This is a genomic window from Paracoccus broussonetiae (assembly GCF_031854425.1).
Taxonomy (GTDB): domain Bacteria; phylum Pseudomonadota; class Alphaproteobacteria; order Rhodobacterales; family Rhodobacteraceae; genus Paracoccus; species Paracoccus broussonetiae.
In genome coordinates, this window is the sequence record NZ_JAVRQI010000004.1 from 22,901 (window position 1) to 46,685 (window position 23,785).

Annotated in this window: 24 protein-coding genes; 14 read left to right on the forward strand and 10 right to left on the reverse strand. The window is 67.3% G+C overall.

The window, feature by feature from the left end; genetic code table 11:
- The first annotated feature begins 1 nt into the window (after position 1).
- A complete protein-coding gene (locus RM190_RS05875; RefSeq protein ID WP_311758484.1) occupies positions 2–1,582 on the forward strand; it encodes a ribulokinase in 1,581 nt (526 codons plus the stop codon).
- Between the two features lie 2 nt (positions 1,583–1,584).
- Here RM190_RS05875 and RM190_RS05880 read toward each other — a convergent pair whose 3' ends face one another.
- From RM190_RS05880 to RM190_RS05895, 4 genes are read right to left on the reverse strand one after another with little or no spacing between them, the layout of a single operon-like run.
- Positions 1,585–2,373, reverse strand: coding sequence for an SDR family NAD(P)-dependent oxidoreductase (locus RM190_RS05880; protein WP_311758485.1), 789 nt, complete (start codon positions 2,371–2,373; stop codon positions 1,585–1,587).
- Positions 2,374–2,402: 29 nt separating this feature from the next.
- Positions 2,403–3,461, reverse strand: coding sequence for a glycosyltransferase family 4 protein (locus tag RM190_RS05885; RefSeq protein WP_311758486.1), 1,059 nt, complete (start codon positions 3,459–3,461; stop codon positions 2,403–2,405).
- Positions 3,458–5,047 carry a sulfatase-like hydrolase/transferase gene (locus RM190_RS05890; protein WP_311758487.1) on the reverse strand — a complete coding sequence of 530 codons (1,590 nt, stop codon included), beginning with the start codon at positions 5,045–5,047 and terminating at the stop codon, positions 3,458–3,460. The genes RM190_RS05885 and RM190_RS05890 overlap by 4 nt, the downstream gene beginning before the upstream one ends.
- The gene (locus tag RM190_RS05895; RefSeq protein WP_311758488.1) at positions 5,029–5,787 is read right to left on the reverse strand and encodes a CDP-alcohol phosphatidyltransferase family protein; all 759 of its coding nucleotides are present in this window, start codon (positions 5,785–5,787) and stop codon (positions 5,029–5,031) included. The genes RM190_RS05890 and RM190_RS05895 overlap by 19 nt, the downstream gene beginning before the upstream one ends.
- A 91-nt stretch (positions 5,788–5,878) precedes the next feature.
- On the opposite strand from RM190_RS05895, the gene RM190_RS05900 reads away from it, so the two are divergent.
- From RM190_RS05900 to RM190_RS05925, 6 genes are all read left to right on the forward strand, one after another.
- Entirely contained in the window at positions 5,879–6,430 is a 552-nt protein-coding gene (locus RM190_RS05900) for a cytochrome b (RefSeq protein WP_311758489.1), read from the forward strand.
- A gap of 68 nt (positions 6,431–6,498) precedes the next feature.
- A complete protein-coding gene (locus RM190_RS05905; protein WP_311758490.1) occupies positions 6,499–7,032 on the forward strand; it encodes a sigma-70 family RNA polymerase sigma factor in 534 nt (177 codons plus the stop codon).
- A complete protein-coding gene (locus tag RM190_RS05910) occupies positions 7,016–7,789 on the forward strand; it encodes an anti-sigma factor family protein (protein ID WP_311758491.1) in 774 nt (257 codons plus the stop codon). Before RM190_RS05905 ends, RM190_RS05910 begins: the two co-directional genes overlap by 17 nt.
- Positions 7,790–7,812: 23 nt before the next feature.
- Positions 7,813–8,526 carry a Bax inhibitor-1/YccA family protein gene (locus tag RM190_RS05915; RefSeq protein ID WP_311758492.1) on the forward strand — a complete coding sequence of 238 codons (714 nt, stop codon included), beginning with the start codon at positions 7,813–7,815 and terminating at the stop codon, positions 8,524–8,526.
- 31 nt (positions 8,527–8,557) lie between these two features.
- A complete protein-coding gene (locus RM190_RS05920; protein WP_311758493.1) occupies positions 8,558–9,112 on the forward strand; it encodes a DUF2076 domain-containing protein in 555 nt (184 codons plus the stop codon).
- A 165-nt stretch (positions 9,113–9,277) separates the two neighbouring features.
- Positions 9,278–10,111: a shikimate 5-dehydrogenase gene (locus RM190_RS05925; protein WP_311758494.1), complete on the forward strand. Its 834-nt coding sequence runs from the start codon at positions 9,278–9,280 to the stop codon at positions 10,109–10,111.
- A 24-nt stretch (positions 10,112–10,135) separates the two neighbouring features.
- Here the strand turns inward: RM190_RS05925 and RM190_RS05930 are convergent, their stop codons facing one another.
- From RM190_RS05930 to RM190_RS05950, 5 genes are read right to left on the reverse strand one after another with little or no spacing between them, the layout of a single operon-like run.
- A complete protein-coding gene (locus RM190_RS05930) occupies positions 10,136–11,050 on the reverse strand; it encodes an SMP-30/gluconolactonase/LRE family protein (protein WP_311758495.1) in 915 nt (304 codons plus the stop codon).
- Positions 11,047–12,012 carry an ABC transporter permease gene (locus RM190_RS05935; protein WP_311758496.1) on the reverse strand — a complete coding sequence of 322 codons (966 nt, stop codon included), beginning with the start codon at positions 12,010–12,012 and terminating at the stop codon, positions 11,047–11,049. Before RM190_RS05935 ends, RM190_RS05930 begins: the two co-directional genes overlap by 4 nt.
- Positions 12,009–12,938 (reverse strand): ABC transporter permease, encoded by a 930-nt coding sequence (locus RM190_RS05940; RefSeq protein WP_311758497.1) that lies wholly within the window; start codon positions 12,936–12,938, stop codon positions 12,009–12,011. The genes RM190_RS05935 and RM190_RS05940 overlap by 4 nt, the downstream gene beginning before the upstream one ends.
- A complete protein-coding gene (locus RM190_RS05945) occupies positions 12,935–14,395 on the reverse strand; it encodes a sugar ABC transporter ATP-binding protein (protein WP_311758498.1) in 1,461 nt (486 codons plus the stop codon). Before RM190_RS05945 ends, RM190_RS05940 begins: the two co-directional genes overlap by 4 nt.
- Positions 14,395–15,411: an ABC transporter substrate-binding protein gene (locus RM190_RS05950; protein ID WP_311758499.1), complete on the reverse strand. Its 1,017-nt coding sequence runs from the start codon at positions 15,409–15,411 to the stop codon at positions 14,395–14,397. The genes RM190_RS05945 and RM190_RS05950 overlap by 1 nt, the downstream gene beginning before the upstream one ends.
- A 219-nt stretch (positions 15,412–15,630) precedes the next feature.
- Between RM190_RS05950 and RM190_RS05955 the strand changes: the two genes are divergently transcribed.
- Together RM190_RS05955 and RM190_RS05960 are read left to right on the forward strand one after the other, a co-directional pair.
- Entirely contained in the window at positions 15,631–16,869 is a 1,239-nt protein-coding gene (locus RM190_RS05955; RefSeq protein WP_311758500.1) for a GAF domain-containing sensor histidine kinase, read from the forward strand.
- The gene (locus RM190_RS05960) at positions 16,866–17,612 is read left to right on the forward strand and encodes a response regulator transcription factor (RefSeq protein ID WP_311758501.1); all 747 of its coding nucleotides are present in this window, start codon (positions 16,866–16,868) and stop codon (positions 17,610–17,612) included. The genes RM190_RS05955 and RM190_RS05960 overlap by 4 nt, the downstream gene beginning before the upstream one ends.
- Here the strand turns inward: RM190_RS05960 and RM190_RS05965 are convergent.
- Entirely contained in the window at positions 17,585–18,565 is a 981-nt protein-coding gene (locus RM190_RS05965) for a GntR family transcriptional regulator (RefSeq protein ID WP_311758502.1), read from the reverse strand. The two genes, RM190_RS05960 and RM190_RS05965, sit on opposite strands and share 28 nt — an antisense overlap.
- 139 nt (positions 18,566–18,704) lie before the next feature.
- Here RM190_RS05965 and RM190_RS05970 point away from each other — a divergent pair, with 139 nt between their 5' ends.
- The 5 genes from RM190_RS05970 to RM190_RS05990 all read left to right on the forward strand — a co-directional run bounded on the left by RM190_RS05970 (position 18,705) and on the right by RM190_RS05990 (position 23,712).
- The gene (locus RM190_RS05970; RefSeq protein WP_311758503.1) at positions 18,705–19,760 is read left to right on the forward strand and encodes an Ldh family oxidoreductase; all 1,056 of its coding nucleotides are present in this window, start codon (positions 18,705–18,707) and stop codon (positions 19,758–19,760) included.
- Between the two features lie 179 nt (positions 19,761–19,939).
- Positions 19,940–20,650 carry a FadR/GntR family transcriptional regulator gene (locus RM190_RS05975; protein ID WP_311758504.1) on the forward strand — a complete coding sequence of 237 codons (711 nt, stop codon included), beginning with the start codon at positions 19,940–19,942 and terminating at the stop codon, positions 20,648–20,650.
- 39 nt (positions 20,651–20,689) lie between these two features.
- The gene (locus RM190_RS05980; protein WP_311758505.1) at positions 20,690–21,664 is read left to right on the forward strand and encodes a sialic acid TRAP transporter substrate-binding protein SiaP; all 975 of its coding nucleotides are present in this window, start codon (positions 20,690–20,692) and stop codon (positions 21,662–21,664) included.
- Between the two features lie 65 nt (positions 21,665–21,729).
- Positions 21,730–22,302 (forward strand): TRAP transporter small permease, encoded by a 573-nt coding sequence (locus tag RM190_RS05985; RefSeq protein ID WP_311758506.1) that lies wholly within the window; start codon positions 21,730–21,732, stop codon positions 22,300–22,302.
- 3 nt (positions 22,303–22,305) lie between these two features.
- Positions 22,306–23,712: a TRAP transporter large permease gene (locus RM190_RS05990; protein ID WP_311758507.1), complete on the forward strand. Its 1,407-nt coding sequence runs from the start codon at positions 22,306–22,308 to the stop codon at positions 23,710–23,712.
- Positions 23,713–23,785: the final 73 nt, after the last annotated feature.

Below are 23,785 nucleotides of genomic sequence, written 5' to 3' on the forward strand. Positions count from 1 at the left end.
CATGATCGTTGCCGGCGTCGATTTCGGCACGCTCAGCGTGCGCGTGACCCTGATGGAAACCGAAACCGGGGCGACGCTTGCGGGCGCGACCTCGGGCTATGCGCTGAAGCGCAGTGCGGCTGATCCGCTGCTGGGCGCGCAGGCCCATGCCGACCACATGACCGCGCTGGCTGCCGCCATGCGCGAGGCGGTGGCAAAGGCCGGGATCGACGGCGACCGGGTCGCGGCGCTGGCCTGCGACACCACCGGCTCAAGCGTGGTGATGGTCGACGAAGACCTGCAACCGCTGGCCGATTACTATCTGTGGTGCGACCACCGCGCGCATCACGAGGCGGCGCAGATCACCGCCCTTGGCCGGGCCGAGGGACTGGCCGCGCTGGACTGGTGTGGCGGCACCTATTCCCACGAATGGGGCTATGCCAAGGTCCTGCATTTCCTGCGCCACAATCCGGGTCTGCGGAACCGCTTTGCCACCGCGCTGGAACATTGCGACATGGTTGCGGCGACGCTGTGCGGGATCCGCGACCTAGCCGAGCTGCCGCGCAGCATCTGCGCCGCCGGGCACAAGTGGATGTATGGCGCGCCCTGGGGCGGGCTGCCGCCGCAGGACTTCCTCAGCCGCGTCGATCCGCTGTTCGATGGCATCAACGACCGCCTTGCGGGGCGCTTCGTGACCTCGGACGCGATTGCCGGTCACCTGTCGCCGGAATGGGCAGAGAAGCTGGGCCTTCGCCCCGGCATCCCGATCCCGGTCGGTGCCTTCGATGCGCATTGGGACGCAATCGGCGCGGGAGCGCGGCCGGGCGACATCGTCAACGTGGTCGGCACCTCGACCTGCATCATCGCGATGGGGCCGCAGGGTTTCCCGCCGGTTCCGGGCCTGTGCGGCGTGGTGCCGGGCAGCGTGCTGCCGGGCTGGACCGGGATCGAGGCCGGGCAATCCGCGACCGGCGACGTGTTCGAGGCCATCGCGCGCCGCGCGGGCAGCGATGTCGCGACGCTGTGCGAGGGGCTGGACCGCTTGCCTCCGGGCGGCAGCGGGCTCATGCGGCTGAATTGGGACAATGGCGACCGCACGGTTCTGGTGCGTTCGGACCTTGGCGCGGTGACGCTGGGTTGGGACCTGAACCACACCGCCGGGGACGAAATGCATGCCGCGATCGAAGGCATGGCCATGCATGTCCGCATCATCACCGAGCGGATCGAAAGCGGCGGCATGGACACGGCCCGCATCGTCAACGCGGGCGGCATCCCGCAAAAGAACGACGTGCTGAACCAGATCTATGCCGATGTGCTGGAACGCGAGGTTCACGTCCCCGCCAGCTCTCCGGTCGGAACCGGTTCGTGCATCTTCGCTGCCGTGGCTGCCGGCGCCTTCGACACATTCGAGGCCGCGCAACAGGTCTTGTGCCCACCGTCGCGCGTGTTCACGCCGCGCGAAGGCACGCGCGCGGGATATGACCGGTTGTTCGACCTGTTCCGCGAGGTCTATTTCGGTTTTGGCGAGGGAAGGGCGGTCGATCTTGCCAGCGTCTTGCCGCGCCTGCGCGCCTTCCGGCTTGAGGGCGCGGCCAGCCGCTGACCCTATCTGACCGCAAGTCCGGCATTCAGCCCGCCATCGATCAGGTGATCGGCGCCGGTGATGAAGCTGGCCCGGTCGGAGCAGAGAAAGGCGATCAGTTCGGCCACTTCCTCGGGTTCGCCGATCCGGCCAAGGGGATGGGCCGCGCCGAAACGGGCGAAGACCTCATCTTTGGACAGGTCCCCGCCCAGTTTATGGGCGGCCAGCGACAGGATCGGCGTGCGGACCGAGCCGGGCGAGACCGAATTGACCCGGATCCCCGCCGCCGCATGGTCGATGGCCATGGCACGGGTCAGGGCATGGATCGCGCCCTTGCTTGCGACATAGGCCGCGACCCCCTGCTGGCAGCCATGCCCCTGCACCGAGGACAGGTTCACGATTGCGCCGCCGCCCCGGCTTTCCATCAGCGGGATGCCGAAGCGGCCGGTCATGTAGATGCCGCCGACATTCACCGCCATGCAGCGCGCCCAATCCTCGGGTCCGGTGGTCGTTACCGTGCCATAGGGATGGACCGCGGCGGCGTTTACGATGATGTCCAGCCCGCCGTGGCGATCCACGATGTCGGCCATCAGGTCCTGGATTTCGTCCTGCTCTGAGACGTCAGCCCGCCGCGCTTCCAGTGACAGGCACTGCGCCACGCCCAGTGCGGAAAGTTCCTGATTGGCATGGATGTCAATGCCGCAGGCCACGACCTCGGCCCCGCCGCGCGCAAGCCGGATCGCCGCGGCTCGACCGATACCGGTGCTTCCGGTCACCAATGCGACCTTGCCGCTGAATTCGTCCTCGGGCATCCGCTTTTCCTTCCGATCCGTCGTGGTTTTCAAGTGTCGCCGATGGCGTTTAGGACCGCCCCTGCAATGCGCGCGGTCCCGTCCCAGCCGGGCAGGGCCCGACCGGCGCTGGCGGCGGCAAAGGCCATGGCCTGCATCCGCGCCGGGTCGTCCAGCACGGTTCGAAGCGCGTCCGCAAATGCCGCGCAATCTTCGGGCGGGACCAGCAGCCCGGCCTCCGGCGGCACCGTGTCCCGCACCGCGCCGCTGTCGCAGGCAATAATGGGCAGGCCGTTGGACAATGCCTCGTCAAAGACGATGCCGTATCCTTCATAGCGCGTCGCCAGTGCAAAGACCGAGGCGCGGCGGTAAAGCGCGTCCAGCCGGTCCTCGGACACTTCGCCTGCAAGTCTCAGCCGATCCGCCAGCCCGCATTCGACGATCAACTGACGCAGCGCCTCGGCATGACCGGGATCGCGCGCGCCCCCGACGATCACCGCCTGCCAGTCAAGATCGGCGATGGCGGCCAATGCACGGATCAGAACGTCATGACCCTTGCGCGGATGCAGGATGCCGACCGACAGCACCAGCGGCGGCGTCACCGCCTGCCGCGCGCCGGGCCGGGGGCGGTCGGTGCCGGGACGCGCGACGGTGATCTGATCCGGCGCGACGGCATAGCCCGAGACCAGCAGGTCGCGGACATGCGGGCTGGGGACAAGGACATGGCGGGCATGGCGCAGGTTCTGACGCTCGGTCCGATGCAGGTGATCGCGACGGGCGGGATCCAGCCCGCTTTCCATCGCCAGCGGATGATGGACCAGCGCGACCACGGGCGCCGCGACCTGCCGCAGCCCCACCGGGTCCAGCGCGCCAAGGGCCAGCCCGTCGACGATCAGCACCCCTTCACCGGGAACCGCTTGCAGGGCGGCCAGCGCGTCTTGCATCCCGGCCGGATCGGGGTCGGGAAAGCTTGCTGGCAGTTCCAGCACCTTGACCTGCCAGCCCAGCTCGCCAAGTCCCGCGATCAGGCGGCGGTCATAGAAATAGCCGCCGGTCCGCGTCCTGATGTCGCCGGGCACGGCAAGCGTCACCACGCGCCGGACCGTCATGATGGCCGGTCCTGATTGGCCGAGAAGCTGCGCAGGAACAGGTCGCGCAGATCCTCCATCGGGATGGCGGGACTGGCGGGGGGCGGGACAAGGCCGGGCGACAGGCCCCAATCCGCGACGCGGTCAACCAGTGGGGCGGGGCCGATGACATGGACCGGAACCTCGCGCCGAGCATCCTGCCCGATCGCGGTCGCGGCCTGATGGTCGCCCAGAACGATCAGCAGGGGCGGGTTCGCGGCATGAAGCCGCGCGTAATCCAGCACCGTCGCCAGCGAATACGAGATCGCGTCGCGGTATTGCGCGGCGACCCGCGAAGGATCACGCCAGACCACCTCTGGCGGATCGCCCTGTGTCGCCATCCGGTCAAAGGCATGTCCATCGCCAAGCTGGTCCCAGCCGATCATCTGCGGCACCGGAACCCAGGGCGCGTGCGAGGAAGTCAGCACCACCTGCGCGAAAAGCGGGCGGGGATCGTCGGCTGTCCCGGCCGTCAGGCGGTCAAATGCGGCCAGCGTGAACTGGTCTGGCATCGTCACCCAGTTGAAGGGCTTGCCCGCATAGCCAAGATCGGGCGCGGTCAGGACGCGGTCGAAGCCCATCCCGGCCGCCTCGGGCCAGGGGCGGGTGATGCCGGGCGCGACCGTGGCGGTGCGGAACCCCGCCCGGCGTGCAAGGTGGAACAGGCTTTGCCGACCGCTGGCCAGCGCCGCGCGATAGCGGGTCTGGTCGTCGATGCGCAGGCCATTCGCCAGCGTCGCGTGGGCCAGCCAGCTTTGCCCGCCATGCGTCGGAGAGGTCACGAAGCCCGAGCGCATCGCCAGCCCCTCCGCCTGAAGCCGGGATTGCGCCGCGCGCAGGATCGGCAGATGCGCCGCCGCGTAAAAGTCGGTGTCGAAGCTGGTCCGACCATAGCTTTCGACGAAGACGATCACGACATCCCGATCCAGCCGCGCAAGATCGGGGGGTGTCGCCCGCCACGGGTCCAGCCGCGCGGCTTGGCGGAACAGGCGCAACTCGGCAAAGGTGCGCGCCGTCTCGACCCCCTTGTCCAACAGGAAGCCCGAGGCCCCCGCGCCGCCGGTCGTCGCCGAAAGGATCAGCACCGTCATCAGGCCCAGCCGCGCCCGAAGGGTCGGGGCAAGACCCGAGATGGTCCCCGTCGCGCGCCACAGCGCGGCCGCCAGTGCAGGGACCAGCAGCACCGCCGCGACAAGCACTGCGGCCACCGGAAGCCTGCCGAAGCTTTCCGCCAGCAGGTCCAGCAGGTCGCGGATCAGGGGCAGGTCGCTGGCCGGGTTGAAGCCACGATCCAGCAGGTTCCGCATCACCAGATCGGCGCCGGCCAGAACCAGCGCCGCCATCATCAGCAGGACCAGCAGCGGCCGCAGCAGTCGGGCGGCGCGGGGCGGCAGGGACAGAAGCAGGATCAGCGCCGGCAGTTCGACCGGCACCGGCAGGAACGCGGCGGGACCGGTCCCCGCGCCCAGCCCGCAGACCAGAAGCGTGCCCCACAGCAGCGCCAGCGCCGCGACGGTCCGCCAAAGCGAGGTGGCGGGGGGCGCGACGCTCAGCTCCGGTGCCGCCACAACCACACCATGTCCAAAGCAAAGGACCAAAGCAGCAGCGCGATGGCCAGCCACGCCGCCAGATCCGCCATCTCGCGCGGCAGGGCGGGCAGTTGCAGCAGGATCAGGACGGCAAGCTGTGTGACGCAGATCGCCTTGCGGCGGAAGCGCTGTGGCAGCTCTGGTCGCATCCAGGGCCACAGCAGGCCGCCCAGCAGAAACGCATAGCGGGGCAGGCCAAGCAGCAGGACCTCGGGGCCGGGGGCGCCGCCTGCCAGCGCGTGCAGCGACAGGACCAGCCCGAAGGCGGCATCGACCTCCATGTCGAAGCGCGCGCCGAACTCTGAAACCAGACCGCTGCGCCGCGCCAGCCAGCCATCGGCCCCATCGAGCAGCAGGCTGACCGTGGCCAGCGCCGCCAGCACCAGCCCCGCCAGCTGACCCGCGAGCAATGCGCCCAGCAGGGACAGCACCAGCGCCGCCCGCCACAGGGTCACGGCATTGCAGGCCCCGAAGCGCGGATGGGGATAGAACCGTGCCAGATAGCGGCGGATGACGCCCAGCAGAACCGCATAGCCGACAAGCGCGGGCAGCAGCATCCATCCTGCGCCCAGCAGGACCGAGGACAGCACGATCACCGCCACGCCGCCCAGCCCGGCCCCGGCCAGTCCGCGCAGGTTATGCCCTTGGGGTTGGCCGGACCGCGCGCCCGGCGCAAGTCGGGCGATTCCTGCCGAAAGGCTGTGGCCCAGCTGCTCCATGTCGAAATCCTATGGCAGCGCATGGTTTTTTCAAGCCGCGTCTTGATCTGTTCGCGCCGAGGTTTACGCTGTCGGGACAGGAGGTCAGGCGATGATCACCCAGCCCGAACGCTATCGCAGCACGGCGCGCCTGCTGCACTGGATTGTGGCGCTTCTGGTCCTGCCGATGATCGCGGCGGGGCTGATCATGACGCAGGACGGGTTGGCCCGCCCGCTGCAGGACGCCTTGTTCCTGTTGCACAAGCATATCGGCCTGCTGGTCCTGTTCCTTGCCTTGCTGCGCATCCTGTATCGCTGGTTCAACCCGGCCCCGCCCTTGCCGCTGTCGATGCCCGACTGGCAGCGGCGGGTGGCGCAAACCTCGCATGTGCTGATGTATGTCCTTTTGGTGGTCATGCCGGTCAGTGGCTTCATCCGCGTCCGGGCCGGGGGCTTTCCGATCGAGCTTCTGGATGCCTTGGGGCTGATCGGCCCGATCCCGCGCTCGAAGGAGCTGGGGGATACCGCGTCGGCGTTGCATCAGGCGGCCGCCTTTCTGCTGATTGCTCTGATCTGCCTGCATGTCGCGGCGACGCTGTATCACGCGCTGATCCGGCGGGACGGGATCTGGGCGCGGATCTGGCCCCCCTCTGGCGGGGATTGACGCGGGTTCGCGGATTTTTTTCGCGACCAAGGGATAAGAACCGCGCCGGGCTACGTATATGCGTCAGGATGCCCACGGAACCCGACCCCATACTGGACCAGTTGCCCGCCCTGCGCCGCTATGCGCTGGCCTTGTCGCGCAACGATGCCGAAGCCGATGACCTGGTGCAGGAAACCCTGCTGCGCGGGCATGAGAACCGCCGCGGGATCCGCATGGGCGGCAATATCCGCGCATGGCTGTTCACCATCCTGCGCAATATCTTTCTGGACCGGCTGCGCAGCCGCCGGGCCGAACGCAGGCGGCATGACACTTTGGCCGCCATCGCACCGCAGGCAATGGACGCGCCGCAGGATGCCGCGATGCGTCTGGCGCAATTGCGGGGCGCGTTCATGGACCTGCCCGACGATCAGCGCGAGGCCCTGTCGCTGGTCGCGATCGAGGGCATGACCTATGCCGAGGCCGCCGAGCTGGCGGGTGTGCCGCTGGGGACGCTGATGTCCCGCGTCGGGCGCGCCCGCGCGCAGCTGCGCGCCTTCGAGGAAGGAAAGACCCCGGCCCGCGGGCTGAAACTGGTGGGAGGACGCGATGCAGCAGGCAAGTGACGCGATTTCCGAACTGGACCTCAACGCCTATGTCGATGAGCAACTGGACGACTGGCAGCGCCTGCGGGTCGAGGATCACCTGGCGCGCCACCCCGAGGCGGCGGCGCGCGTGATGCAGGATATCCGGCTGCGGCGCGAACTGCGTCTGGCGCTGGCCCCGGCAGGCACGCCCACCGGCGCGCATCGCGCGGGTGCGGCGCAGCTGTCGCGGGCGCTGCGTCGGGATGAACGCATCCGTCGCGCGATCCGGCTGGTGCCCGTCGGCCTGCTGGTCGTGACCGGCTGGCTGGCGAACGAGGGCTTCGGCCCGCTTTCCGTGGGCAAGGTCGTCGCCTCGCAAGCACCGCCGCCGGTCGTGTCGGCCGCGCTGTCCGCGCGTGAGGCCAGTCTTGTGCGCCTGCCGATGCGGTCGCAACCGCAAGCCTCGCGGCTTGATCCGGCCGAGTTGCGGGCCGCGACGGGGATACTTCTGCCGCGCTTCGACCGCGACTGGACGATCCGCGACGCGCAGGTCTTTCCCTCGCCCCAAGGGCCGGGGATCGAGATCGTCTTCGACGCGGGCGATCTGGGGCGGCTGACGCATTTCGCCGTCCGCACCGGTAGCTTTGCCGTCACCATGCCCCATGTCGAGACGCATGGCCGCGAGAACGTCGCCTGGTTCCAGATCGGCGAGACGGCGCATGTCATGATCGCGGATCGCGGCGACGTCGCAAGCCTGCTTGGGATCGCCGAGCAGCTTTCCTCAACCCTTTACTGAACCTGACCCAGCGGAGATTGACCATGGACCAGACGACCCGGGGCCGCAGTGCCGGCTTCTCGCCCGCCGCCGCCTATGACCAGGGGCTGCGCGCGCATATGCTGCGCATCTATAACTACATGGGGCTTGGCCTTGTGCTGACGGGCATCGTCGCGATGCTGGTTGCCTCGGTCCCGGCGATCTATGTGCCGATCTTCGGCTCGCCGCTGAAATGGCTGGTCATGCTGGCGCCGCTGGGCTTCGTGATGTTCCTGTCCTTCCGGATCGAGGCAATCTCGGGCGCGACGGCGCAGGCGCTGTTCTGGGCCTTCTGCGCGGTGATGGGGCTGTCGCTGGCCTCGATCTTCCTGGTCTATACCGGCACCTCGATCGCGCGGGCGTTTTTCGGTGCCGCCGCGATGTTCGCGGGGATGAGCCTTTACGGCTATACGACGAACCGCGACCTCAGCAAGTTCGGCAGCTTCCTGATCATGGGCCTGATCGGCGTCATCATCGCCAGCATCATCAACATCTTCCTGGGCTCGTCGGCGCTGCAATTCGCGATCTCGATCATCGGCATCCTGGTCTTTGTCGGCCTGACCGCCTGGGACACCCAGTCGATCAAGCTGCAATATGGCGAACACCATGACGACGAGACCCGCCAGAAGCTGGCGGTGATGGGCGCGCTGTCGCTGTACCTGAACTTCATCAACATCTTCCAGCTTCTGCTGAGCCTGACCGGCCAGCGGGAGGAATAAGCAGACATCCCGCAAGAAGGAAAACCGAGGCATGGACCACAATGACAGGCAGGCCATCGAGGGCCTGTTCGACAAGCTCGCGCATGTCGAGCGCCAGGCGGCGCCCCGCGATACCGACGCAGAACACTTCATCTCGGGGCAGATCGCCCGCCAGCCCGGCGCGCCCTATTTCATGGCCCAGACCATCGTGATGCAGGACCACGCGCTGAACGCCGCGCAGGCCCGTATCGAGGAACTGGAATATCAGGCCCAGGCGTCCCGCCAGGGTGCGGGTCAGGGTGGGTTCCTGTCGCGCATGTTCGGCGGCGGCGCGGCCGCGCCTTCGCCCCAGATGTCCCAGCGCATGGCGCCGGGCATGGGTGCGCGCCCGCAGGGCTATGGCGGAATGCCTGCCCAGCAGGGGCAGGGCGGGGGCTTTCTCGCCGGTGCCGCGCAGACCGCAATGGGCGTCGCCGGCGGCGTCCTGCTGGGCAATGCGGTGATGGGCATGTTCGCGGGCGAGGCCGAGGCCGCACCCGCGCCCGAAGAGGAAGAGGATGATCCCGGCGCCTTCGAGGATGCCGGCGGCTGGGACGAGGAAATCTGAGACCCGGAGAAGGCGGCCGTCCTCCCCCGGCTGCCGGTTGCTGACCGCTCCGGTCAGGCACCCCGCGGCGCGCCAGCGTGCCGCGGGGTGCTGTTTTTCGGCGGCACTTGCCTTTCCCCGCCGCCGGTCATTTGATGACCAGAAGCAACGCTTTCGGGGATCTGCATGACGACCCATCCGGTGAAACCACCCATCGGCCCGGCCACCCGGCTTTGCATGTCGCTGGCCGCGCGGCCCGGCCAGTTCGGCTCTCGGTTCCACAACCGGCTTTACGAAAGACTGGGGCTGGATTTCGTCTACAAGGCCTTTACCACCACCGACCTGCCCGCTGCGCTGGGCGGGATCCGCGCGCTGGGCATCCGGGGCTGCGCCGTCTCGATGCCCTTTAAGGAGGCGGTCATTCCCCTGATCGACGGGCTGGAGGGATCGGCGGCGGCCATCGACAGCGTGAACACCATCGTCAACGATGACGGGCGGCTGACCGGATACAACACCGATTACAGCGCCGTCGCGCAATTGCTGGATCGCGCCGGAATTGCGCCCGAGACGCCCTTCCTGCTGCGCGGTTCGGGCGGGATGGCCAAGGCCGTGGTGGCGGCTTTGCGCGACCGGGGCCACCGGCAGGGCACCATCATCGCCCGCAATCGGGCGACCGGACAGGGGCTGGCCGATCTTTACGGTTTCATCTGGACCCCCGAGCTGCAGACGCAGACCGCACCCCTGATCGTCAACGTGACGCCCCTTGGCATGAAGGGCCCCGAGGCCGCGCAGCTGGCCTTTCCCCAGGCGGCCATTGTCGCGGCCGAAACCGTCTTCGACGTGGTGGCCCTGCCGTCCGACACGCCGCTGATGCGGGCGGCCGAGGCACTGGGCAAGACGTGCATTTCGGGTGCCGAGGTGGCGGTGCTTCAGGCACTGGAGCAGTTCGTCCTTTACACCGGTATCCGCCCCGATCCCGAACTGGTCGACGAGGCGGCGGCTTTTGCCCGCGCGACCTGACCGGCGGCGCGGGCGCGGGTTGCTTCAGTGCGCCGCAGGCCAGCCCGCCGCGGCCGCATCCACCGCCAGCATGTAAAGGCTGGTCGTCGCGGTGATGAATAGCCGGTTGCCGCGCGGGCCGCCGAAGCAGATGTTCGACACCACCTCGGGGACCAGGATCTTGCCCAGCAGCACCCCGTCGGGGGCAAAGACATGGACCCCGTCCGCGGCCGAAGACCAGACATTGCCCTGCGCATCGCAACGGATCCCGTCGGGCAGGCCCTGGTCGATCCGCGCAAAGTCGCGCCCGTTTGCGACCGAGCCGTCAGGCGCGACGTCAAAGACCCGGATCACCGGCGGCACACCCGGGTCATGGCTGGAGCCCGATTCTGCGACATAAAGCAGGCCTTCGTCGGGCGAGAAGCACAATCCGTTCGGCTGGGTGAAATCGGTGATGACGGCGCGCGGCTCGCCCCCTTCGGGCGGGACGCGATAGACGAACGAGCCGTCCTGCTCGCGCGGGGCGCGATATCCCTCGAGGTCGGACAGGATTCCATAGGTCGGATCGGTGAACCAGATGCTGCCGTCCGAATGCGCCACCACATCGTTGGGCGAATTCAACCGGCGACCGGCATGGCTGCTGGCGACGATGCTGCGGCTGCCGTCATGTTCGGTCCGCGTAACCGCGCGCAACCCGTGATGGCAGGTCACAAGCCGTCCCTGCGGGTCGCGGGTATTGCCGTTGCTGTAGTCGGAATGCTCGCGGAAGACGGTGCAGCCAGTCTCGGCCGTCCAGCGCATCATGCGATGCGCGGGAATGTCCGAGAACAGCAGCATCTGCGCTGCGGGGAACCAGGCCGGCCCCTCGGCCCATTCAAAGCCGCTGCCGATCTGGCGCAGCTGCGCATTGGGATGGATCAGGGCGCGGAAACGTGGATCCCGCTGGTCATAATGGCTCATGCGTTGGCCTTTCTGCCGCTGGCGACGGCGACGATGGCGATGATGATGATCCCGGTGGACAGCAGGCGCACGCCCGCTCCCAGGCCATAGGAGTTCAGCATCGACACGATCAGATACATGAAAAGTGCGCCCGCCCAGATGCCGGGCACATTGGAATTTCCGCCCGCAATGGACGAGCCGCCGATCACGGTCACGGCGATGGACATCAGCAGGAATTCTGCCCCCATGTTCAGCGCCGCCCCGCCCGAGAAGCAGGCCAGCAGAAAGCCGGTCAGCGCGGCCATGATGGCGCAGGTCACATAGGTCGCGCCCATGACCCGGCCGACCGGCACACCCGCCAGCCGCGCGGCCCGCTGGTTCTGCCCGATGGCCGAGACGCGGCGCCCGAACAGCGACAGGTTCAGCAGCACCCAGAAGCCCGCGCTGATCGCCAGCGCGACCCAGGCAAGGTTCGGGACGCCCAGCAGGTCTCGGGCCGTGGTGAAGTCGGCCAGTGCCTGCGGCGGCTTGATGCGCAGTCCCCGGTTCGACCAGATCGCCAGCGACTGGTAAAGAAAGCTGGCCGACAGCGTCGCGATGATCGGCGGGATGCGCAGCAGGCGGATCAGCGCGAAATTCGCAATCCCCACGCCTGCACCGATGGCGATGGTGGACAAAAGCCCGGCCAGCACGACCAGCGCAGGCGCCGCCGTCATGCCCCCCATCAGTTTCAGCGACAGGGTGCCGGCCAGGGTCATCGTGGCCGGGATCGACAGGTCGGTATTGCCCGGCCCCAGCGTGATGACCAGCATCTGCCCCAGCCCCGTCAGTACCGAGAAGCTGGCGAAGGTCAGCGCGGCGACGGCCAGTGCCATTCCTCCGCCGCCGCCCGCGCTCATCGACCAGGTGGCCAGGAAGGCGGCGAAGGCCGCGACCCAGGCCCAGAACCAGGGCGCGCGGTGAAGGTTCGCAAGTCCGCTCATGCCCGTTTCTCCGCCTGCCGGACGACCAGCCGCGCGGCCAGCACAAGGATCAGGATCGCGCCCTGCGCGCCGATCTGCCAGTCGGGGGACAGCCGCAGAAAGGACAGGAAGCTGCCTGCCAGCGTCAGGGTCAGCGCCCCGATCACCGCGCCCACGGGCGACACGCGTCCACCGGTGAATTCGCCCCCGCCCAGGATTACCCCGGCGATGGACAGCAGGGTATAGCGCAGCGCGATATTCGCATCCCCCGAGGTCGTCAGCCCGACCAGCGCCATGCCCGCCAGCACCGCGAAGATCCCGGCAAGGCCATATGCCATCGCCCGCAGCCGGATGGTCGAGCGTCCGGCCCGCGACACCGCCCGCGCATTGCCCCCCAGCGCCCGCAGCCGGACGCCGAAGCCCGAGCGCATGACCAGAAGATGCGCGACGGCGGCGATCAGCACGCTGGCGATGATCGCCATCGGCACCAGCGGCGGTTTCGATTTCATGATCGCCGTCAGCCATGCCGGAGAGGTGCCGCCCGGTGACGGCAGGATCAGCACCGCCGCACCGCCCCAGACGAAGGACATGCCCAGCGTGACGACGATGGCGGGAAGCTGGCGGATCTCGATCAGCGCGCCAAGCGCGGCATAGGCCAGCACGCAGCCCACCAGCATCGCCACGCCCAGTGCCGGGTTCACCGGCAGGACCGAGGCGGTGATGCAGGCCACAAGGCTGACGAAGGCGCCCATCGACAGGTCGATGTCATTGACCATGATGATGATCATCTGCGCCACCGTCGCCAGCGCGATCGGCACGGCCAGGTTGAACAGCAGGTTGATGCCGACATAGCTCATGGCGCGGGGCTGCAGCCAGAAGACGGCGGCGACCAGCACGGCAAGCGACAGGACGGGCAGCGCGAGCCTTGGGTTCACAAGGCGCATCATGCGACGTCCTCGCCCAGTTCGAAGCTGGCGGCCAGGACGTTTTCCTCGGTGATGCGGTTGCCCTCCAGTTCGGCCGAGATGACGCCATTGCGGAAGACGAAAACCCGGTCGCAATTCCGGATCTCGTCCATCTCGGTGGAATACCACAGGAAGGTGCGGCCATTCGCGGCCTCGGCGCGGATCATGTCGTAAACCTCGGTCTTGGTGCCGATATCGACGCCGCGCATCGGGTCGTCCATGACGACGACCGGTGCGGTGGTCGCCAATGCGCGCGCGAAAAGCGCCTTTTGCTGGTTGCCTCCCGACAGCGACAGGATCGGGTTGCTCATGTCGGGCGTGCGGATGCCGATGCGTTTCTGCCAGTCGGCCCCGACCCGCGCCTCGGCCGCGCGGTCGATCAGGCCGCGACGGGTCAGGGTCGCCAGCGCGGCAAGGGTCAGGTTGCGGCGGATCGACCAGATCGGCATCAGCCCGTCCCGCCTGCGGTCGCCCGCGACAAAGACGGCGGCGGGCGCGGGTGTGGCGCGCCAGTCCGAGCTTTGCGAGAGATAGAAGCGCGCCAGCGCCTCGGCCTGTCCATGCCCGGCCAGACCGGCAAGGCCCACGATCTCGCCCTTGCGGGCCTCGATCCCCTCGGGGGTGCGCAGAATGGGATGGGACTTGTCGCCCAGGGTGCGGGCAAGGGCCGCGGGGCTGGGCTGGTGCCCGTCCTCGGCCACATGGCCCATCGCGTCGACCAGCCCCTGCCGGGTGAAGGCGGCGGCGGGGCGGTCCGCGATGCTGCGGCCGTCCCTCATCACGACGATGCGGCTCGCGACCTCGAAGATCTCGCCCATCATGTGCGAGATGAAGATCACCGCCCCGCCATTTGCACAGAACCGGCGGATATGGGCCAGCAACTGGGCTGCGATGGCCGCGTCCAGCGACGAGGTCGGCTCGTCCAGCACCACCAGCCGCGCGGGCGCTTCGCCTTCGGCAAAGCCGATCGCGATCTCGACCATCTGCTGCTCGGCCAGCGTCAGATCCAGGACCGGCGTCTCGGGGCGGATGCGGTGGCCGGGGAAAATGCGGTCAAGCTGGCTGCGGATGCGTTCGCCCGCCCGCTTGCGCCAGCCCGCGCCGGTCAGATCGCGCTGCACCACCTGCAGGTTCTCAAGCGCGGTCAGGTTCGGGCAAAGCATGCCTTCCTGCGAAATGGCGCGGATGCCCGCCCCGCGCGGATCATGTGCGCCGGGATAGGCGACGCGGCCGTCGCTGGGCTCGAACAGCCCGGTGATCAGGTTGACCAGCGTGGACTTGCCCGCGCCGTTATGGCCAACGAGGCCAAGGCATTCGCCGGGCGCAATGGAAAGATCGACGCCGTCCAGCGCCTTGAGCGCGCCGAAGCGCTTCGACGCGCCCTCCAGCACGACGACCGGGGCGGAATGCGCCCCGGTGTCCTTGATCTGTGCGGCCATCACTTCGCCTCGGCGATCACCTTCTTGGCGTCGTCCTGGGAATAGTCGACATTGGTGACGCCACCTTCGGGGGTGCCTTTCAGCGACTCGTCCAGCGTCTCTTGCGTTACCGAAAGGAACGGCACGGTCAGTTCCTTGGGCACGTCCTGCCCGTCCAGGATCTGCTGCGCGACCCAGAAGGCCAGGGTCGAGACGCCCGGCGCGATCGAGGTCGAGACGGTTTCATAGCCGTTCGCGTCGCGCTGTTCGGCCCACCATTTCAGTTCGTCCTGGCGGTTGCCCATGACGATGATCGGGGTCGGGCGACCCGCCGCGGCAAAGGCCTGCGCCGCGCCATAGCCGTCGCCGCCCTGCGTCACCACCGCGGCGATTTCCGGCAGCGAGGGCAGGACGCCCGCGACCGCCTTTTGCGCCACGTCCTGCGCCCAGTCGCCGTTGACCGAGCCCACGATCTTGAAGTTCGGATGCGCCTTCACGCCTTCCTCGATGCCCTGGTGGATCTCATCATCGACTGAGACGCCGGCAAGGCCGCGGATCTCAAGCAGGTTGCCGCCGTCGGGCAGGCGCTTGGCAAGGTATTCGACCTCGTCCCGACCCATCTTGACGAAATCGACCTTGACCCGCCAGGCACAAGGCTCGGTCACGACGCCGTCGAACGAGACCACGGTGATCCCGGCATCGCAGGCCTCCTTGATCGCGCCGTTCAGCGCGGTGGGCGAGGCGGCGTTGATGACGATCGCATCATAGCCCTGCAGGATCATGTTCTGGATCTGGGCGGCCTGTTCGGTCGCCTGGTTCTCGGCTGTGGTAAAGGCATCCGCGCTGGCCACGACCTTGTCGGCGACGGCCTTGTCGGTGACGCGCTTCCAGCTTTCCAGCATGGCCTGGCGCCAGCTGTTGCCGGCATAGTTGTTGGAAAGCGCGATCTTCTTTTCGGCGGTGTCGGCCATGGCCTGCGTCCCAAGGACCAGGCCCAGCGCGGTGGCGGCAGTCAGCAGCATTCCCTTGCGGGTCATGTCGTTTCTCCTCCCAGTTGTCATCGGCCCCTTGACCGGGGTCCGTTCTCTCCCAGGTGCAGGATATGCGGTTCGGACATTCTGCATAGGGGCGATTTGCGGTCCGCCTGCGTCCGCCCGCGTGGCATGTGCGGGAACCCGCAAGTCGCCCCTATCTCCGTGGAATGGCCCGCGAAACTGTGCCATCGTCCGCGGGCCGTTGGGGGGAGGCGGCACGAGATGGAACATGGCCGCATCACTGCCGCGCCGGACCGGGCCGACATGCCCGAGGCGGTCCCGGAACCGCTTTGGTCGCACCTGTTCCGCATCTCGCGCGCCTTGGCGGGGCGGCTGGATTTCCTGTCCGCGATCCAGTCGGTGGCCCGAGAGATCGCGCGCTTCCTGCCCTATGACCACCTTGATCTGTGCCTGCTGCGCCATGACGGCACGCTGTCGGCCGCCTATGAAACCGGGATCGACACGGCATGGGGGCGGCTTGGAAATGCCTCGGTGCAGTCAAGCCCGATCCGTGACCTGCTTCTGGGGCGGTTCGACCACATGCTGACGGGCGATGCGATGCGCGATCCCCGTTTCCACTATCCCGGTGCCTTCACCGCTCCCATCCACGATCACGGCCTGCGCGCGCGCGTGCATGTGCCACTGGTCGTAGGCGGAGAGATCATCGGCGCGCTCAGCATCTCGTCCTTCCGCGCAGATGATTACGGCATTCCGGACGTCGCTGCCGCCCGGCAGGTCGCGGACCTGATCTCGCCCTACATGTTCGCGCTGCGCGAGGCCGAGCGTTCGCGCCACGCCGCCATCATCGAGGCCGAGGCCCGCGCGCGTGAAGAAGGGTTGCGTCAGGGCGCGCTGAACCTGACCGAGGCGCTGGAGCAGGAGCGCCAGCGCATCGGCATGGACCTGCACGACCAGACTCTTGCCGACCTGAGCCGCCTGATGCGCGACCTGTCGCGCCCCGGCAGCGTCGATGCCGAGGCGATCCTGTCCCGGCTGGACGATTGCGTCGCGGATCTGCGGCGCATCATCGATACGGCGGTGCCCTCGATCCTGGACATGTTCGGCTTTGCCCATGCGGTGCGCGTGCATCTGGAACGCGCGGCGGGCGAGGGCACCCGGATCGAGGTCCATGACGACAGCGGTGGCGCGCCCGACATGCTGGACCCGGTCGTGCGCATCGCGCTGTTCCGCATCGTGCAGGAGGCGATCAACAACGCCGGCCGCCATGCCCGCGCGTCGCGCATCGGGGTGCGCATCGCGGGGCGGCCCCGGCTGCGCGTCACCATTGCCGATGACGGCTGCGGGCTGCCCGAGGAAATCCGTCGCGGCCGCCGCAAGGGCGGCATGTCCCACATGCGCACGCGCGCCCAGCTGATCGGCGCCAAGTTGTCGGTCCGCAGCGGGCGCACCGGCACCAGCGTCAGCGTCAGTCTGGGCGGCACTCCGGGGACCGCGCCATGAAGGTTCTGCTGGTCGAGGACGATCCCCTGCACGCCGCCTTTTTGCGCGATGCGGTCGGTCAGGCGCTGCCCGAGGTCAGCCAGATCCTGACCGCCGACAATGGGCGCGAGGGAGAGGTCATGGCCCGGCGCGGCGTCGGCGCGGTGGTCATGGACCTGCAGATGAAAGAGCGTAACGGCATCGACGCCGCCCGCACCATCTGGTCCGAACGTCCCGAGACCCGCATCCTGTTCTGGTCGAACTATGCCGATGAAGCCTATCTGCGCGGGCTCAGCCGGATCGTGCCGCATGGCTCTCCCTATGGCTATGTCCTGAAGACCGCGCCCGTGCAGCGACTGCATCTGGCCATGCGCGCCGTGCTGGTCGAGGGTCAGGTGCTGGTCGACCGCGAGATCCATCGCCTGCAGCAGCGCCAGTCCCGCCCGGCCCATGCCCTCAGCGAAAGCGAATATACCGTGCTGCTGGACATGGCGCTGGGCCTGCCGGACCGCGAGATCGCGCGCCGCCGCGGCATGTCCGAGCGCACGGTCCAGAACCGGTTGTTGTCGCTTTACGACAAGCTGGCGGTCGATCTGCCGGGGGAGGGCGCGCCCGCGATCAACAAGCGGGTCCGCGCAGTGGCTTGCGCGCTGTCCAGCGGCGCCCTGAATGCGGAGGCCCTGCGCATCGCCGAACGCGAGATGCGGGACTGGCTGCTGGCCCGGCCCGCTGAATCTCAGGCCGGGTCGATCCGTTCCAGATAGGGCAGCGGATCGGGCTGGATCATCTCCTGCACCGCCTCGATCCGCAGCATGGCGCGGCGGCGCGAGATGCGCAGATGCGCGACCAGCGCGGCCCTTGCACCCGCGATGTCGCCCGAGAGAAGTCGAAGGACGACCTCGCGGTGTTCGGTCAGAAAGGGTTCGGTCCCGAACAGTTCCAGCGTCAGCTGATACAGCATGTGATGCGCGATCAGCAGGGATTGCGGCAGGCGGATGGCCCGGATCAGCGCGTCATTGCCGCAATGGCCCAGCATCTCGACATGCAGGCGCTGCTCAAGATGGTCCAGCAGGGCGCTGTCGCGATGGGCGTCGGGGGCCATCGCGGCCTCAAGCTCGGCCAGCATCTGGTCAAGCAATCCGCCCGGCAGATGTGGCAGCGCCTTTTCCATCGCAACCGGCTCCAGCAGCCAGCGCAGTTCGAACAGCTCGTCGATATGGCGGGCCGTCAGGGCGGGGGCGAACCAGCGGCCGCTGTCGTCCTTGCGGATGATGCCGCGGTTCTGAAGGCGGCCGACCACGTCGCGCGCCACCGTCCGGCTGACGCCACAATGGCGGGCCAGCATCGCCTCGTTCACGCGCCAGCTGCCCAGCGAACTGCGCGAGACGATCTCCATCTCGATCTCGGGATACAGCATCTCCCACCCGGCGCGGGGCGTCAGGCGGACGGGATCGGCGGGGGCGGGGCGCGGGACGGGCTGGACGCTGTTCGCGGCGACGCTGAACCGTGCGGCCCCCTGACGCTCCAGCAGGCCCAGCCGGGCCAGTTCCTCAAGCGCCTGCCGCGCGGGCGAACGGCTGATCCCGAAACGCTGGACAAGCTGGCCCTGCGTCAGGATCGCGCCGGGCGGCAGCAGGCCCTGTTCGACCTCGCGCGCAAGTGCCGCTGCCGCCTGCTGGTAAAGCCGCGGGGCAAGGCGGCTGGGGTCTGTGGTCATGTCTGCTGGCTCCGCCTTGGTCCGGGCAGGATGGCCCTGTCGGGCGGCATTGGCAATCTTGGGGTGCGGCGGACCATTGTGCGGGCCCCGCCATCGTGTCTAGTGTGCGCAACAGACATTTCGAGGGGGAGGAGATCGGATGACCCAGGACCGCCATATTGCGCTGGCCGAGCTGGACCGTTTCTGTCGCGCGGCCTTTCTGGCCGTGGGCGCGGACGAGGCGACGGCGGATGCGGCGACGCGTTCGATGATGCATGGCACGCGTTTCGGCGTCGACAGCCACGGCGTGCGCCTGCTGCCGCATTACCTGAAGGTGCTGCAAGGAGGCCGCCTGAACCCCCGGCCGCAGGTCAGGAAGGTCGGCGGCATGGGCGCGATCGAGGTGCTGGACGCCGATCACGCGCAGGGCGCGCTTGGCGCCTATCGCGGGATGGAACGCGCGTGCGAGCTGGCGCGCCAGTTCGGCATCGGCGCGGTCGCAATCCGCAACAACTCGCATTTCGGGCCCGCAGGGGCCTATTCCCTGGCAGCGGCACAGCAGGGCTTGATTGGCATAAGCTTTTGCAATTCCGACAGTTTCGTGCGTCTGCATGACGGAGCGATGCGGTTTCACGGCACCAACCCCATCTCGGTCGCCGTTCCGGTTCAGGGAGAGGACCCGTGGTTCCTGGACATGGCGACCAGCGCGATCCCCTATAACCGGGTGCTGCTGTATCGCAGCCTTGGTGTCGAATTGCCGGTCGGCGTCGCCTCGGACGAGGCCGGGGTGAACACCATCGACCCCGGAAAGACCGAGATGCTGGCCCCGCTGGGGGGTGAGTTCGGCTTCAAGGGGGCAGCACTGGCAGGCGTGGCCGAGATCTTCAGCGCGGTCCTGACCGGCATGACGCTCAGCTTCGACATTCCGCATATGGACGGGCCGGATTTCTCGACCCCGCGCCGGATGGGGGCCTTTGTGCTGGCGCTGAACCCGGATGCGTTTCTGGATCGCGCCCAGTTCGATGCGGGGATGCGGCGCTATGTCGACACCCTGCGCAATTCCCCCGCGCGCGAGGATTGCCGCGTCATGGCGCCGGGGGATCGCGAATGGCAGGTCGCCCGCCAGCGCGAGGTTCAGGGGGTGATTCTGGACCCGACGACCGCGACCGAGTTCGCGTCGCTGTCGGCAAGCCTGGGGATCGCGCCATTGGCCTGACCGCTTTATCCCCCTGTCTCGACTTGCGAAATTCGCCGGGGCAGGGGGAAATCAAGCAAAACCCGTCCGCTGCACTGCAAATTTTTCTTGACCGGACGCATTTCGGATTCCTAATCTCGAATTGGTCAAACCAGTTTGACCCCGCGCCATGTGGAGGTGGCGCAGGTTCCGGAGGACAGATGCACCACGACGCCAAGCCCCGCCGGCAATACCGGCAGGTGGCCGACCAGATCCTGTCGCTGATCGCGACACAGGGGCTCGCGCCGGGGGCGCGGCTGCCCTCGGAACGTGATCTGGCCGAGCTGCTCAGCGTGTCGCGCCCGTCGCTTCGCGAGGCGCTGATCGCGCTGGAGGTTGAAGGGCGCGTCGATATCCGCATGGGATCGGGCATCTATGTCGGCGCCAGCCTCCTGCCCGAAAGCGGCGGGATCGGGCTGGACAGCGAAGGTCCGCTGGAGATCCTGCAGGCCCGCGCCATCATCGAAAGCGCCATCGCCGAAGAGGCCGCGCGCCATGTCACCCCCGCCTTGCTTCAGCGGCTGGACGACAACCTGCATGAGATGGGGCAGGCGCTGGACGACCGCGGGCGCGCGATCGTGCTGGACGGGCAATTCCACATCGCCGTCGCGGGCGGGGTGGGCAACGGCGTGCTGTCGAACTTCACCGCCGAGATCTATGAAAAGCGGCTGTCGCCCTTTTTCGTGCAGTTCTCGACCCGGTTCGAGGGGCCGCGCACCTGGCGCCTGGCCTTGGCCGAACATGGCGCGATCCGCGATGCCATCGCCGATGGCGATGCCCCCGCCGCGCGCGAGGCGATGCGTCATCACCTGACGGAATCGCAACGAAGATTTACCGAAAGCTTCCTGGTCGAGGGTACCCTGGGAGCCTGACCACAAGACCCTGAACTCAACGCTACTGGGAGGATATGCATGAAGTTCACGATCAAGGGCCTGATGGGCGCTGCCGCCATGATGATGGCCAGCACCATCGCCGCACATGCGCAGACCACGCTGAAATGGGCGCATGTCTACGAGACGTCCGAGCCGTTCCACACCGAATCCGTGTGGGCGGCCGAAGAAATCGCCAAGCGCACCGACGGTCGCTACAAGATCGACGTCTTCCCGGCGTCGCAGCTGGGCAAGGAAGCCGACATCAACCAGGGCCTGAAGCTCGGCACGGTCGACATCATCATCTCGGGCTCAAGCTTCGCCGCGCGCGACTACAAGCCGATCGGCGTGACCTATTACCCCTATATCTTCCGCGATCCGGCGCACCTGATCGCCTATACGAAAAGCGATGTCTTCAAGAAGCTTGCGCAGGGCTATGAGGACGCGACCGGCAACCACATTGCCGCAGTCACCTATTACGGCACCCGCCACACCACGGCGAACAAGGAAATCAAGACCTGCGCCGACATGAACGGGGTGAAGATCCGCGTGCCGGACGTGCCTGCCTATCTGGCGATGCCGCGCGCCTGCGGGGCGAATACCACGCCCATCGCCTTTGCCGAGGTCTATCTTGCGCTGCAGAACGGCACCGTCGAGGCCCAGGAAAACCCCCTGACCACCATCGAGGCCAAGAAGTTCTACGAGGTCCAGAAGAACATCGCCCTGACCGGTCATATCGTCGACCACCTGAACACCGTGATCTCGAAACAACTGTGGTCGAGCCTGTCGGACGAGGACAAGAAGATCTTCTCTGACGTGATGATGGAGGCTTCCGAGCGCGCCACCAAGATCGTCGAAGAGCGCGAGGCCGCACTGGTCGAGAAGTTCAAGGCTGACGGCCTGACCGTGACCGAGGTCGACAAGGCCGATTTCGAAAAGACCGTGCTTGAGAACCAGCCGGTCGAATCCTTCGGCTATGTCCAGGCCGATTACGACGCGATCCGCGCCGTCCAGTAATCGTCCCCGCGCCCCGGCGACACCTTGCGCCGGGGCCATCCCCCACCAGTTTCGGAGCCTATGACATGGCCGAGCAAGATCACACGCTGACCAGCGTGGAAGAGATGGCGCATGCCTTCGAGGACGAAAGCGGCCCCGTCGATCTTTCCCCCTATTCCGTCGAGGACTGGATCACGCTTGCGGTGTTCTGGGCGATGGGGGGCTGCGTCTTCCTGCAATTCTTTACCCGCTACGCACTGAACAACAGTCTCGCATGGACCGAGGAGATCGCGGCGAACTGCCTCGTCATCATTGTCTTCCTTGGCGCGATCATGTGCGTTCGCCTGGGCCGGCATATCATCGTCGACCTGCTCTACAACATTCTTCCGCAGCGTGTCGGACGAGTGCTGCAGGTCATGGTGGACGTCATCGGCATCGGCTTCTTCGGCTACATGTCCTGGCTGATGTGGCGCTACATCGAGGTCGTCGGCACCGAGCGCATGGTCACCGTCGACCTGCCGCGCGGCTTCGTCTTCTACACCGTCTTCATCGCCTTCGTCCTGATGCTGCTGCGCGCGGTGCAGAACTTCGTGCGCGACCTGACCAGACCCAAGACCGTCCGCGAGGAAGCGGCCGAGTCCGGCTTCACAGGAATCTGAACCATGCTCCTGCTTATCGGATCATTCCTTCTTCTGATGATCATCGGCGTGCCGGTCGCGATCGCGATGGCGGTGGCGTCGCTGGCCTATATCGGGGTCTATAACGTCGCCCCCGATATCATCGCCGCGCAGCGCATGATCGCAGGCGTCGAAAGCTTTCCGCTGATCGCCGTCCCCTTCTTCATCCTTGCGGGCAACCTGATGAACATCGCGGGCGTCACCGGCCGCATCTATCACTTCGCCCTGTCGCTGGTCGGCTGGATGAAGGGCGGGCTCGCGCAGGTGAACATCATCGGCTCGGTCGTGTTCTCGGGCATGTCGGGCACCGCGCTGGCCGACGCCGCCGGGATCGGCACCATCGAGATCAAGGCGATGAAGGACCACGGCTATCCGGTCGAGGCCGCGGTCGGCGTCACCGCCGCCTCGGCGACGCTGGGGCCGATCTTTCCGCCGTCGTTGCCCTTCGTCATCTACGGGATGATGGCAAACGCCTCGATCGGCGCGCTTTTCATGGCCGGCATCCTTCCCGGGATCGTCATGACCTTGCTGATGATGCTGACGGTCTATGTCTTTGCCCGCCGCAAGGGCTGGGGCTCGGACACGCCGTTCCAGCTGAAACAGCTTCTGGGCGCATCGCTTGAGGTGCTGATCGTCCTCAGCTTCCCGCTGGTGGTCTATCTGATGGTCATGGCGGGGCTTTCGGTCAACATCGCCGTCCTGATCGGGCTGACCGCGCTGATCGCGCTCGACTGGTATTTCGACTGGCACGCGGTAATGGCGCTGATGGCCCCGGTGCTGCTGATCGGTGGCATGACCATGGGTTGGTTCACGCCGACCGAGGCCGCCGTCGCCGCCGTGATCTGGTCGCTGTTCCTGGGCCTTGTGCGCTATCGCACCATGACCTTCCGCAGCCTCGCCAAGGCCAGCTTCGACACGATCGAGACGACCGCCTCGGTCCTGTTCATCGTCACCGCGGCCTCGATCTTTGCGTGGCTGCTGACGGTTTCGCAGGCCGCGACCGTCTTTGCCGACTTCATGTTCGCGCTGACGGACAACTGGTGGACGTTCCTGATCATCGTCAACATCCTGTTGCTGATCGTGGGCGCATTCCTTGACACCATTGCGGCGATCTCGATCCTGGTCCCGATCCTGATGCCGGTCGCCGCGCGCTATGGCATCGACCCGGTGCATCTGGGGCTGATCGTGACGCTGAACCTGATGATCGGGCTGCTGACGCCACCGGTCGGGATGGTGCTGTTCGTGCTGTCGCGAATATCGAAGATGTCGGTCGAGCGGACGGCGCTGGCCATCCTGCCTTGGATGATCCCGCTGTTCGTGGCCTTGCTGCTGATCACCTTCATCCCGCAACTGACGTTGTGGCTGCCGACGCAGCTGGGCCTGATCCGCTGAACCATGCCCGCGTGGCCGCTGGGTTGCGCGGGCATCGCTTGAACTGGCACCCATGCGGACCTTGGCCGGTGTC